The organism is Blochmannia endosymbiont of Camponotus pudorosus, from assembly GCF_059934925.1.
This window is the reverse complement of record NZ_CP011793.1, coordinates 611010-625392: the sequence shown is the minus strand read 5'-3', so window position 1 is coordinate 625392 and position 14383 is coordinate 611010. Positions and strand designations below refer to the sequence as shown.

General features: G+C 34.3%; 4 protein-coding genes, 1 tRNA gene, 2 rRNA genes and 1 other RNA gene. 4 read left to right on the top strand and 4 right to left on the bottom strand.

Annotation, left to right across the window (positions count from 1 at the left end):
• Positions 1 to 34 precede the first annotated feature (34 nt).
• Positions 35 to 4303 carry a DNA-directed RNA polymerase subunit beta' gene (gene rpoC, locus Bpudo544_RS02810; protein WP_500825262.1) on the top strand — a complete coding sequence of 1423 codons (4269 nt, stop codon included), beginning with the start codon at positions 35 to 37 and terminating at the stop codon, positions 4301 to 4303.
• 229 nt (positions 4304 to 4532) lie between these two features.
• Here rpoC and purH read toward each other — a convergent pair whose 3' ends face one another.
• Positions 4533 to 6215, bottom strand: coding sequence for a bifunctional phosphoribosylaminoimidazolecarboxamide formyltransferase/IMP cyclohydrolase (gene purH / locus Bpudo544_RS02805; protein ID WP_500825261.1), 1683 nt, complete (start codon positions 6213 to 6215; stop codon positions 4533 to 4535).
• Between the two features lie 501 nt (positions 6216 to 6716).
• On the opposite strand from purH, the gene Bpudo544_RS02800 reads away from it, so the two are divergent.
• The 3 genes from Bpudo544_RS02800 (at position 6717) to Bpudo544_RS02790 (ending at position 11828) form a co-directional block, all read left to right on the top strand.
• Positions 6717 to 8338 (top strand): 16S ribosomal RNA (locus tag Bpudo544_RS02800).
• A 142-nt stretch (positions 8339 to 8480) separates the two neighbouring features.
• A tRNA-Glu gene (locus tag Bpudo544_RS02795) sits at positions 8481 to 8553 on the top strand.
• Positions 8554 to 8809: 256 nt separating this feature from the next.
• Positions 8810 to 11828, top strand: a 23S ribosomal RNA gene (locus Bpudo544_RS02790).
• Together the 16S and 23S rRNA genes with 1 tRNA gene alongside form the textbook arrangement of a ribosomal RNA operon.
• 90 nt (positions 11829 to 11918) lie before the next feature.
• Here Bpudo544_RS02790 and pssA read toward each other — a convergent pair.
• The 3 genes from pssA to ssrA form a co-directional block, all read right to left on the bottom strand.
• Positions 11919 to 13298, bottom strand: coding sequence for a CDP-diacylglycerol--serine O-phosphatidyltransferase (gene pssA, locus Bpudo544_RS02785; RefSeq protein ID WP_500825260.1), 1380 nt, complete (start codon positions 13296 to 13298; stop codon positions 11919 to 11921).
• Positions 13299 to 13406: 108 nt separating this feature from the next.
• Positions 13407 to 13736, bottom strand: coding sequence for a DMT family transporter (locus Bpudo544_RS02780; protein ID WP_500825259.1), 330 nt, complete (start codon positions 13734 to 13736; stop codon positions 13407 to 13409).
• A gap of 194 nt (positions 13737 to 13930) precedes the next feature.
• Positions 13931 to 14349: a transfer-messenger RNA gene (gene ssrA, locus Bpudo544_RS02775) on the bottom strand.
• Positions 14350 to 14383: the final 34 nt, after the last annotated feature.

The window sequence follows — 14383 nt, the reverse complement described above, 5'->3', positions numbered from 1 at the left end:
TGTGATGTAATATGATTATCAATAAGGGATAGTTGTGAAAGATTTATTTAGTTTTTTTAATAAGACACATAATACAAGCAAAATAGAGGGATTTAATGCGATTAAGATTGAACTCGCTTCTCCAGATATGATTAGATCATGGTCATTTGGAGAAGTGAGAAAACCAGAAACTATTAATTATAGAACTTTTAAACCTGAACGGGATGGTTTGTTTTGCGCTCGGATTTTTGGTCCTATTAAAGATTACGAATGTTTATGTGGTAAATATAAACGATTAAAACATAGAGGGGTAGTGTGTGAAAAATGTGGCGTTGAAGTAACTCAAAGTAAAGTTCGTCGAGAGCGCATGGGTCATATAGAATTAGCTTCACCCACAGCACACATTTGGTTTTTGAAATCATTGCCATCTCGTATTGGTTTGTTATTAGATATGCCATTACGAGATATTGAACGTGTTTTGTATTTTGAATCATATGTAGTGGTTGAAGGTGGGATGACTAGCTTAGAATGTCGTCAAATTTTGACAGAAGAAGAATATTTAGATGCTTTAGAAGAATTTGGTGATGAATTTGAAGCTAAAATGGGGGCAGAAGCAATTCAAATTTTGTTAAAGAATATAAATTTAAAAAATGAATGTGAGTATTTAAGAGAATTGTTAGAAGAGAATCATTCAGAAACCAAGCGTAAAAAAATATCTAAAAGGATAAAGTTAATTGAGTCGTTTTTATATTCTAATAATAAACCAGAATGGATGGTATTAAGTGTGTTACCAGTGCTTCCTCCTGATTTAAGACCATTAGTTCCATTAGATGGAGGTCGTTTTGCGACTTCTGATTTAAATGATTTATATCGCAGGGTGATTAATCGCAATAATAGGTTAAAACGTTTATTAGATTTATCTGCCCCAGAAATTATAGTACGTAATGAAAAAAGAATGTTACAAGAAGCAGTAGATGCTTTATTAGACAATGGACGTAGAGGAAGAGCGATTACTGGAGCTAATAAACGTCCTTTAAAATCTTTAGCAGATATGATTAAAGGAAAACAAGGTCGTTTTCGTCAAAATTTATTAGGAAAACGTGTGGATTATTCTGGAAGATCAGTAATTACTGTTGGTCCATATCTTAAATTACATCAATGTGGATTACCAAAAAAAATGGCTTTAGAGTTATTTAAGCCATTTATTTATGGGCAGTTGGAATTAAAGGGATTAGCTAGTACGATTAAAGCTGCAAAAAAAATGGTAGATAGGGAAGAATCAGTGGTGTGGGATATTCTTGAAGATGTGATTAAAGAGCATCCAATTATGTTGAATAGAGCTCCTACATTACATAGGTTAGGTATTCAAGCGTTTGAACCGATTTTGATAGAGGGTAAGGCCATTCAATTGCATCCATTAGTTTGTGCTGCTTATAATGCAGATTTTGATGGAGATCAGATGGCAGTACATGTGCCGTTGACTTTAGAGGCTCAGCTAGAAGCTAGAGCGTTAATGATGTCTACTAATAATATTTTATCTCCCGCTAATGGTGAGCCTATTATTGTACCATCTCAAGATGTAGTATTAGGTTTATATTATATGACCCGAGAACGTATTAATGCTAAAGGAGAGGGAATGGTATTATCTAGCGCAAAAGAGGCAGAGCGATTATATAGTTTAGGTATAGCAGAATTACATGCGAAAATTAGAATTCGTATAGTTGAGTATGATTTAAAAGAAAATGGCATGTGGGTAAGTAAGAAAAGTTTTGTTGATAGTACAATAGGTCGTGCAATTTTTTGGATGATAGTTCCAAAAGGGTTACCTTTTTCTTTAGTTAATCAAGTTTTAGGAAAAAAATCTATATCTGTCATGTTAAATTATTGTTATAGACTATTAGGTTTGAAATCTACTGTAATTTTTGCTGATCAAATTATGTATACTGGATTTTTATATGCTGCTCGTTCTGGGGCTTCTGTAGGAATTGATGATATGATTATTCCTGTTAAAAAAGTTGATATAATTAATGCGGCAGAATCTGAAGTATCAGAGATTCAAGAACAATTTCAAACAGGATTGGTAACTGCTGGAGAGCGTTATAATAAAGTTATTGATATTTGGGCTTCAGCTAATGAGCGAGTATCTAAAGCGATGATGGATAATTTAGCAACTGAAACCGTAATAAATAGCAGTGGAGAGAAAGAGATTCAAGCGTCTTTTAATAATATTTTTATGATGGCAGATTCTGGAGCCAGAGGATCAGCTGCTCAAATTAGACAACTTGCAGGAATGAGGGGTTTGATGGCTAAACCGGATGGGTCAATTATTGAGACTCCTATTACTGCGAATTTTAGAGAAGGATTAAATGTATTGCAGTATTTTATTTCTACACATGGAGCTCGAAAGGGATTAGCTGATACTGCTTTAAAAACTGCAAATTCTGGTTATTTGACTCGTCGTTTAGTAGATGTTGCTCAAGATTTAGTGGTTACTCAGGATGATTGTAATACTTTTTCTGGAATTACTATGAGCGCTATTATTGAGGGAGGTGATGTAAAAGAGTCTTTAAGGGAACGTGTGTTAGGCAGAGTATTGTTGGATGATGTATTTGAATCAACAAGTGATGGTGATAGAACTGGAATTTTAATTAAACGTAATACTTTGTTGGATGAATTTTGGTGTGATGTATTGGATAAGTATTCTGTGGATATAGTGAAAGTTCGATCTGTTGTGACATGTGATACAGATTTTGGGGTGTGCGCAAGATGTTACGGTCGTGATTTAGCTAGAGGACAATTAGTTAATAAAGGTGAAGCAATAGGGGTGATAGCCGCTCAATCTATAGGAGAGCCAGGTACTCAGTTGACGATGCGTACTTTTCATATTGGTGGGGCTGCTTCTCGTGTGGCATCAGAGTCTAGTATTCAAATTAAAAATAAAGGGACTATTCGTCTGAAGAATATTAAATTTGTTTTAAATAGTCAAGGAAAACTTGTTATTACTTCTAGGCATGCTGAATTAAAAATTGTAGATGATTTTGATAGAACTAAGGAAAGTTATAAAATACCGTATGGATCTACAGTAATAAAAAAAGATGGGGAATTAGCGATTAGCGGAGAAGTAGTAGCTTATTGGGATCCTCATACTATGCCAGTAATTTCAGAAGTAAGTGGGTTTGTTAAATTTGTTGATATGATAGATGGTCAAAGTGTTGTAAATCAAACTGATGAGTTAACTGGATTAACTTCTATTGTAGTATTGGATACTTCTGAACGGGTGAGTAGCGCTAAAGATTTAAGACCTGCTATAAAAATCGTAGATAGTGATGGCGATGATGTTCTTGTGATAAGTTCAGATATTTCAGCTCAATATTTTTTACCTGGAAGGAGTGTAGTGCAATTGGTTGACGGATCTAGAGTTGTATCTGGAGATGTATTAGCTAGATTACCTCATGAAACTAGTGGAACTAGAGATATTACTGGTGGATTACCTAGAGTTGCTGATTTGTTTGAAGCGCGTCGACCGAAAGAATCTGCGATTTTGGCAGAAGTTAGTGGAGTAATTTCTTTTGGCAAAGAAACTAAAGGAAAACGTCGATTAATGATTTCTTCTGTAGATGGTGAGAATGGAGACAGTTATGAAGAAATGATTCCTAAATGGCGTCATTTGAATGTTTTTGAAGGGGAATATGTAGATCGAGGAGATGTGATTTCTGATGGTCCGGAGTCTCCTCATGATATTTTAAGATTAAGAGGAATACATGCTGTTACTAGTTATATTGTAAATGAAGTTCAAGAAGTTTATCGATTACAGGGAGTAAAAATTAATGATAAGCATATAGAAGTCATTATTAAACAGATGTTAAGAAAAGCTATAATTACTCAATCTGGTAATTCAGATTTTTTAATAGGAGAACAAGTAGAGTATTCTCGTATTAAAATTGCTAATAGACGATTGGAAAGTGAAGGGAAATTAAAGGCTGAGTTTGTGCGTATTTTATTAGGTATCACTAAAGCATCATTAGCTACAGAATCATTTATATCTGCAGCATCTTTTCAAGAGACAACTCGTGTATTAACAGAATCTTCTGTGGCTGGAAAAAGAGATGATTTAAAAGGGCTGAAGGAAAATGTAATTGTTGGACGTTTAATTCCGGCTGGAACTGGGTATGCTTATCATCAGGAGCGTATATTAAAACGTTATCCTGTTAATAAAAAATATAATGAAGATATTATTAATACAAAGATGATTAAACCTGAGATTATTTCAGTAACAGCGGATGAAGCATCTGCAAATTTAACTGAATTGTTGAATGCTACGTAGTTAGTATACAGCTTAATATCAATAATGATTAATGGAAATTAATATAATATTCATTTTTAATATTTTATTTTAATTTTTTTTTAAGATTAATTTGTTGTTGTATTATGGAAAATAAATTGAATAGGCTATTAAAGTGTTTTTAGTAAATTAGATTTGTATTTATGTTATAATAATTTTAATAAATATTAAATTTTAAAAAAAGAAAAATTAAAAGATTTAGCATAAATATTTAATGTCTAAAATGTCTAATATGAGTGAAAATCATAGCAATGTTATGGTTATTAGCTGCTTTTATAATTGATTTATCTCGAATAGATCCTCCTGGCTGTATAATGCAACGGATTCCCATTTCAGCAGCTATGAGTATTCCATCTGGAAATGGGAAAAAAGCATCAGAAGCTAAAACAGATCCTTTTATATTGCTTGATATATGATGCTCTTTTAAAGAAGTTGCTATTTTTACAGAGAATGCTCTGTTCATTTGTCCTGTTCCTATTCCAGTGGTTTGATAATTTTTACCACACACTATAGCATTAGATTTAACAAATTTTACTATCGTCCAACAAAATAATAAGTCTTTCATTTCTTGATCAGTAGGATGAGAAGTAGTTACTACTTCTATTTTTTTTAAATCGTTTTTAATATTAAGATTATAATCTTGTATTAATAAACCTCCTGAAATTCGTTTAAAATCTATATTATTTGTTGTGTTTGTTGATGAAATGCTAGAATTTTTCCACATACCTGATTTTAATACTCTTATGTTTTTTTTTGTAGATAAAATTTGAAGACAATCTTGATCAATATCTGGAGCAATAATTGCTTCTACAAAGTGTTGTTGAACAATAGATTCTGCGGTTTTTTTATCTTTTAGAGATTGGTTAAAAGCAACGATTCCTCCAAATGCAGATATAGGATCTGCTTGATAAGCTTTATGGTAGGCAGTGTTAATATTGTCAGCTGTTGCAACACCACATGGATTTGTATGTTTAACGATTACGCAAGTTGGGTGACTAAACATTTTTACACATTCTAAAGCAGTATCCATGTCCATAATATTATTATAAGATAATGGTTTTCCTTGAAGTTGTTTTGCAGTAACTACAAAACCAGTTGTTTTTTGTTGAGAGTATTGTTCTTCTTGATATAATGCAGCACGTTGATGTGGATTTTCGCCATATCGCATATTTTGTTTTTTTATAAATTTTAAATTCATACAATTTATAATTTCAGGAAATTCTGGATGATTTAAAATTGGAATATTTTTATTAGTATTTTGAGAAATAGCTTTATTAAAGTTAAGGTATTTTTTTGATTTTTTGTTAAAGTAATCTAAGATTATGGAATCATATTTAGTTATGTATGTAAATGCTTTTTGAGCGAGTGTCAATCTAGTTTTTAAACTAATGGAACCATTATGTATAATCATTTCATTTAAGATCATTTTATAATCATGATGGCTTGTTATAACAACTGTGTTTTTATAATTTTTTGCAGCTGCTCTTACCATATGAGGTCCGCCAATATCTATGTATTCTAATATTTTATCTGAATCGCAATAGTGATCATTTTTTTTAAACATTTTATCAAAGGGGTAAAAGTTTACTATTACCATATCGATAGGACGTATATTATATTTGCGCATAGTAGCATCGTCTAATTCTTTTCTACTTAATATTCCAGCAGATATTTTGTGATGTAATGTTTTAACTCGTCCATTCATAATTTCAGGAAATTTAGTATAATTGGATATTTTGTATACTTTAAGTCCAGAATTTGTCAGCATGTGCGCTGTACCTTCAGTAGATAGTAATTGTATTCCTTGTTTGGATAAGAATCTTGAAAAATCTAGCAAACCAGATTTATCAAATACACTAATGAGTGCTTGATGGATAAGTAATAATGATGACATGGTAATTGTCTTCCTATTTATTAAGTTATTGTTAATAATATATATTATTGAGTATTAATATGCGTTTATAATCATTATTGTAAAGTATTTAAAATTATTAATTTTTATAAGAAAAGAAGTATAGTACTATGAAATTAATAGATAGGTTAAATTAAAAATAATTTATTATCTTATTGTAAACTTGTAATTTATTAATTTTTTTTTAAAGATAAAGAAGTTATATAAATATTGTTGACAGTATTAATGAAGTGTGTTAATAATGAAAAACTCTATATTGTTTAATAATAATTGAAATTTGTGATGAATGTTTTATGATATGGAGAAGGTAATTTAAGAAGTTTTTGGAAGAAAAGAAGTTTTTTATTTTGAAAGCAGGATAGAATAGGAAAGCGGTTTGTGTAGACACTTGAACGTATGCATTTGAATAAATTGCAAAATAAAGTGAATGGGTTTTATAATTGCCATTCTGTAATTAATTAAGGAATGGTGTGTTAGTTTTTAAAATTGAAGAGTTTGATCATGGCTCAGATTGAACGCTGACGGTAAGCTTAACACATGCAAGTCGAGCGGCAAACGGGAGATGCATGTTTTGTTGTAAATGATAAAATATGTATTTTGTCTGGCGAGCGGCGAACGGGTGAGTAAAATCTGGGGATCTACCTAATGGAGGGGGATAACTGTTGGAAACAATAGCTAATACCGCGTAAAGTCGATGAGACCAAAGTAGGGGACTTGTTTTTTATTATTTTGTATCATTTTATGATATAAGGGAATGAATCGAAATAGGCCTTATGCCGTTGGATGAACCCAGACAGGATTAGCTAGTAGGTGAGGTAATGGCTTACCTAGGCGACGATCCTTAGTTGGTTTGAGAGAACGACCAGCCACACTGGAACTGAGATACGGTCCAGACTCCTACGGGAGGCAGCAGTGGGGAATATTGCACAATGGGGGAAACCCTGATGCAGCTATACCGTGTGTGTGAAGAAGGCCTTAGGGTTGTAAAGCACTTTCAATAGGGAAGAATTTAGTTTTGTTAATACCAAAATTAATTGACGTTACCTATATAAGAAGCACCGGCTAACTCCGTGCCAGCAGCCGCGGTAATACGGAGGGTGCAAGCGTTAATCGGAATTACTGGGCGTAAAGAGTACGTAGGTGGTTTATTTAGTCAGATGTGAAATCCCTGAGCTTAACTTAGGAACTGCATTTGAAACTGATAGACTAGAGTTTCGTAGAGGGGGGTAGAATTCCAGGTGTAGCGGTGAAATGCGTAGAGATCTGGAGGAATACCAGTGGCGAAGGCGGCCCCCTGGGCGAAAACTGACACTCAGGTACGAAAGCATGGGGAGCAAACAGGATTAGATACCCTGGTAGTCCATGCTGTAAACGATGTCGATTTGAAGGTTGTGACTTTGAGTTATGGCTTTCGGAGCTAACGCGTTAAATCGACCGCCTGGGGAGTACGACCGCAAGGTTAAAACTCAAATGAATTGACGGGGGCCCGCACAAGCGGTGGAGCATGTGGTTTAATTCGATGCAACACGAAGAACCTTACCTACTCTTGACATCCAAAGAACCATATAGAGATATATGGGTGCCTTCGGGAACTTTGAGACAGGTGCTGCATGGCTGTCGTCAGCTCGTGTTGTGAAATGTTGGGTTAAGTCCCGCAACGAGCGCAACCCTTATCCTTTGTTGCCATCGAGTAAAGTCGGGAACTCAAAGGAGACTGCCGGTGATAAACCGGAGGAAGGTGAGGATGACGTCAAGTCATCATGGCCCTTATGAGTAGGGCTACAAACGTGCTACAATGGCGCATACAAAGAGAAGCGATCTTGCGAAAGTTAGCAAACCTCATAAAGTGCGTCTTAGTCCGGATTGGAGTCTGCAACTCGACTCCATGAAGTCGGAATCGCTAGTAATCGTGGATCAGAATGTCACGGTGAATACGTTCCCGGGCCTTGTACACACCGCCCGTCACACCATGGAAGTGGGTTGCAAAAGAAGTGAGTTGTTTAACCCTTGAAAAAGGGAGGACGTTTACCACTTTGTGATTCATGACTGGGGTGAAGTCGTAACAAGGTAACCGTAGGGGAACCTGCGGTTGGATCACCTCCTTACTTTAAGATAATGTGTGTAAGTAGAGTGTCTACAAATACAAATGAATTAATAGTCCTTTTTATAAAGGAAGTAATTATAGTTTATAATTTTTTATTGCATGAAAAAAGGGTTGTTGCGTATTAATTAATCTAGATATAGAAGGTCCCCTTCGTCTAGAGGTTTAGGACACTGCCCTTTCACGGCGGCAACAGGGGTTCGAAGCCCCTAGGGGACATTAGTACAACTAATTAAATAGTAGGAATAATTTAGAATAGAGAAAAGCGGTATTTATTAGTTTTTTTGTTTTATATTATTTTTTTGTTCTTTAACAAATTGGATACGTAAATTTTTTTATCTAATGTATAGATATGATATATTTTTGTATTATGTAAAATGCAAAGTAAAGAAATTTGTTTTATTTTAATAAATAAAATAAGCGATACTATATATAATTTTATTATAGTATAGATAGAGATTTCAAGTATTGCGAAGTTAAGTGATGTAAGCGTATACGGTGGATGCCTTGGCAGTCAAAGGCGAAGAAGGACGTGCAGATCTGCGAAAAGTATCGGTGAGCTGATTTGGAGCGTTATTAACCGATAATGTCCGAATGGGGAAACCTAATGCAATTTAAATAGTGCATTATCATTTAGTGAATTCATAGCTAAATGAGGAAAACCAGAGGAACTGAAACATCTTAGTACTCTGAGGAAAAGAAATCAATTGAGATTCCCGTAGTAGTGGCGAGCGAACCGGGATTAGCCCAGAGCGTGTAGTATTACGATTTATATATTAAGAGAATGATTTGGAAAAATCAGCAATATAGGGTGATAGTCCCGTATCTGAAAATGTTTAAATTTGTAAGCTCGATGAGTAGGACGGGACACGTGGTATCTTGTCTGAAGATGGGGGGACCATCCTCCAAGGCTAAATACTCTTGACTGACCGATAGTGAACTAGTACCGTGAGGGAAAGGCGAAAAGAACCCCGGTTAGGGGAGTGAAATAGAACCTGAAACCGTATATGTACAAGCAGTAGGAGCAAATTTAATTATTAATGTTGTTATTTGTTAATAAATAAATTGCAACTGCGTACCTTTTGTATAATGGGTCAGCGACTTATATTCTGTAGCAAGGTTAACTGATTAAGGGAGCCGTAGGGAAACCGAGTCTTAACTGGGCGTTGTAAGTTGCAGGATATAGACCCGAAACCCGGTGATCTAACTATGAACAGGTTGAAGGTTAGGTAATGCTAACTGGAGGACCGAACCGACTAATGTTGAAAAATTAGCGGATGATTTGTGGTTAGGGGTGAAAGGCCAATCAAACCGGGAGATAGCTGGTTCTCCCCGAAAGCTATTTAGGTAGCGCCTCGTAAATTCATCTTTGGGGGTAGAGCTCTGTTTCGATTAGGGGTTCAAACCGAGCTACCAACTCGATGCAAACTGCGAATACCAAAGAATGTTATTACGGGAGACACACAGCGGGTGCTAACATTCGTTGTGGAAAGGGAAACAACCCAGATCGCTAGCTAAGGTCCCTAAGTCATGATTAAGTGGAAAACGATGTGAGAAGGCTTAGACAGCCAGGATGTTGGCTTAGAAGCAGCCATCATTTAAAGAAAGCGTAATAGCTCACTGGTCGAGTCGGCTTGCGCGGAAGATGTAACGGGGCTAAATCATGTACCGAAGCTGCGACAGTAGTATGCTTATTGAATTTTTGTATAAATTTTTAAAGTATATTGTATTGTTTGTATAAGTATATTATTGGGTAGGGGAGCGTTCTGTAAGCCTGAGAAGGTGTGTTGTAAAGCATGCTGGAGGTATCAGAAGTGCGAATGCTGACATAAGTAACGATAAAGCAGGTGAAAAACCTGCTCGCCGAAAAACTAAGGGTTCCTGTCCAACGTTAATCGGGGCAGGGTAAGTCGACCCCTAAGGTGAGGCCGACAGGCGTAATCGATGGGGAACAGGTTAATATTCCTGTACTAGATATAATTGCGATGGGGTAACGGAGAAAGCTAGGTTCGCCGAGGATCGGTAGTCTCGGTTTAAGCAAGTAGATGGAAGAATTAGGAAAATCCAATCTTTATACATTGAGATGTGATGACTAGCCATTTAGTTGGTGAAGGAATTGATGCTATGCTTCCAAGAAAAACCTCTAAGCTTCAGGTTATATCTAATCGTACCATAAACCGACACAGGTGGTTAGGTAGAGAATACTAAGGCGATTGAGAGAACTCGGGTGAAGGAACTAGGCAAAATAGTGCCGTAACTTTGGGAGAAGGCACACTAATATGTAAGTAAAGGAATATATTTAATATATACTTCTGGAGCTGAAGTTAGTCGAAGATACCAGCTGGCTGCAACTGTTTATTAAAAACACAGCACTGTGCAAACACGAAAGTGGAAGTATACGGTGTGACGCCTGCCCGGTGCCGGAAGGTTAATTGAGAGGGTTATTTTTTGATAAAAAAAAGAAGCTCTTGATCGAAGCCTCGGTAAACGGCGGCCGTAACTATAACGGTCCTAAGGTAGCGAAATTCCTTGTCGGGTAAGTTCCGACCTGCACGAATGGCGTAATGATGGTCAGACTGTCTCCACCCGAGACTCAGTGAAATTGAATTCGCCGTGAAGATGCGGCGTACCCGCGGCAAGACGGAAAGACCCCGTGAACCTTTACTATAGCTTGATACTGAATTTTGAATTTTGATGTGTAGGATAGGTGGGAGGCTAAGAAGTAAAGACGCTAGTTTTTATGGAGCCATCCTTGAAATACCACCCTTTAATATTTGATATTCTAACTTTGATCCGTTATCCGGATTAAGGACAGTGTCTGGTGGGTAGTTTGACTGGGGCGGTCTCCTCCTAAAGAGTAACGGAGGAGCACAAAGGTTAGCTAATCACGGTTGGAAATCGTGAGGTTAGTGCAAAGGCATAAGCTAGCTTAACTGCGAGAATGACGGTTCGAGCAGATGCGAAAGCAGGTCTTAGTGATCCGGTGGTTCTGTATGGAAAGGCCATCGCTCAACGGATAAAAGGTACTCCGGGGATAACAGGCTAATACCGCCCAAGAGTTCATATCGACGGCGGTGTTTGGCACCTCGATGTCGGCTCATCACATCCTGGGGCTGCAGCAGGTCCCAAGGGTATGGCTGTTCGCCATTTAAAGTGGTACGCGAGCTGGGTTTAGAACGTCGTGAGACAGTTCGGTCCCTATCTGCCGTGGGCGTTGGAAGATTGAGAGGGGCTGCTCCTAGTACGAGAGGACCGGAGTGGACGCACCTCTGGTGTTCGGGTTGTCATGCCAATGGCATTGCCCGGTAGCTATGTGCGGAAAAGATAACCGCTGAAAGCATCTAAGCGGGAAACTTGCCTCAAGATGAGTCTTCCCTGAGGATTTATTTATCCTCCTGAAGGGACGTTAAAGACGATGACGTTGATAGGTCGGGTGTGTAAGCGTTGTGAAGCGTTGAGCTAACCGATACTAATGACCCGTGAGAACTTAACTTCGCAATACTTGAAATTTTTATGTTGATAATAAGCATTTAAACAATAAAGATATGTATAAATATATAAATTGTGTTGTATTATGAGTGATTCTATAATAAATTTTTAATTAATTTATCAAATCTAATTTTATGTATTCTTAGTATGAGTCGTTTAATTTTTACGGGGTAATCGGATATTTCTTGTAAAGATGTATAATGGTTGATAAGATATGTGTAAGATTTTATTCTGTTTAATTCTTGTTTTTTTTGATTCGTTAATTCATGTAGTGGATCATGAATTAATAAGGCATTTTCTAAATCAAATCTTAAAGCTCTAGGATTTAGATTACTCCCAGTGATTAATTGCCACTCATTGTCAACCCATATTCCTTTAATGTGATATCCGTTATTACCTTCTTTCCATAATCGAATAATTAGTTGTTTATTATCAATGAAGTTTTGTAGTTTTTTTAAAAAAAAACGTAAATTGACTTCATATAAATACGGTAGAGCACTAATAAACTTAAATGGTTTGTGTTCTTGATTAGGGTTATAAAAGTCGTTTGAAATTTTATCACCTACGATAATTTCTATAATTTTGTTTTGATATAATAAAGTATATATAATACGCATTAATATATTAGGTATATTGAAATAAGGGGTACATAATATTATTTTATATTTTACCGAAGATATTAAATGATATATTGTTTGATTAAGTATGCTATTTTTTCCTAGACCGACTAAAGGTGAAATCGATAATTCATTAAAATCAGCATTATTTTGATATGTATAGGAAGATTTTTTTAATTTTTTTCTAAATGTAAAAATATGATTTTTACTTAATTTATTTGAAAGATTCTTTCGATTAAAATTTTTAGCAACTTTTGAGTTTAATAATATATTATCAATATATTCTAACATAATGTTAGCTAATTGTTTATTTTTTATTACATGATATCGATCATGTCTATATTTATTATATATATGTAAATATTCGTTGTTTATATTAGCTCCGCTATATACTATTTTGTCATCAATAATAAAACCTTTTAAATGTAATACTCCTAATGCTTCATTAATATTTATTGGAATCCCAAATATTGAAATTTCAATATTTGGATTTTTTTGAAGTATATCATTATACCAATATGCATTAGTGTAATACGTAGATTCTCCAAATCTAGATCTTTGAGCTCTGTACCAATCAACTATAATTTTAATTTTTATTGTTGGTCGAATTTTTTTGATATGTAATACAGCATTAATAATATTTTGACCTCCTTGATCATTTTCTAAATATAAAGAAACAAGACAAATATGTTGACAAGCTTGAGAAATAGAATTTAATAATTCAGAATGAAACTCTTTGGGATTATATAAAATTTTAAAATGCTTAGATTCTTGAGTAATTTTTGGTAATTCTATTAAAAACTGATCGTGTTTACTACACTCAAATTGATTTTTATTTTTTTTTACATTATAAAGCACGAAACATACCTATCTATAAAAATATATCATAATCAACAGATAGTACTATATGTATTTTTTTTTATCAAAAGATAAATATTATTTTATAATAAATATTTTTTAATATCATTAATGTTGTATTGTTTTAGAGAAGATATTAATTAAAATGATGCCAATAATTATTAGAATAATACCAATAATAGAATAAACATCCATTTTTTGATTATAAAAAAAATATCCTACAAAAGTAATGAATATTATGCCTAATCCAGCCCAATAAGAATAAGCAATGCCCATTGGTATAGTACGTAATACTAATGATAATAGTATAAAAGATAAAGAGTAACCTATTATTACAATAACGGCAGGATAAAATTTACTTAATCCTTCAGAAGCTTTTAATGAAGTTGTAGCAATTACTTCTGAAATAATAGCAACAAATAAATATAAATAATCCATATAATTTTTTGATTTTTTTTATTATTAATTATCGAAAGTAAGTTCTATTCATTTCCTACAACATGATATCTTTATAAAGATATCATGTTGTAGGAAATGAATAGAACAAAAAATGATTTGAGATTAATTGATTTCAAAAAATGCATAATTACTTTTGTATTCAAAAAAATTAATTAAGTCATTAAATAGAATAATGGTGGAGCTGGCGGGATTCGAACCCGCGTCCAGAATTCTTTTAACTTATAGTTACTACATGTTTAGATCTTATAAAATACATTCATTGAAAATGAAACTAAGATCAGTTATCAATTTCCAATTAGCTTTAATTATTTCTTAACGTAGTGTGAAAAGCTACACATTTACGAGCACCCTTATTATTATGACCTTTTTATACACATATTATATATTAATTAATGTGTGTACACTTAAAATCAAGAGTAATTTGAAGTGTAAAAAGGGAATCTCCAATGGTTTAGTTTGGTTAAGCTGCTAATGCAACAGATTCAGTATATTTATTATTTGCAATTATTTTTTGAGATTTTTTTTCGAGGCCTATCTCCCCTCGACATGCACTATAAACTTTGGATATCCCGTCGAATCCAAAATCAGCCCCATTATCACAATAGAATCATTCTATCATTAATATT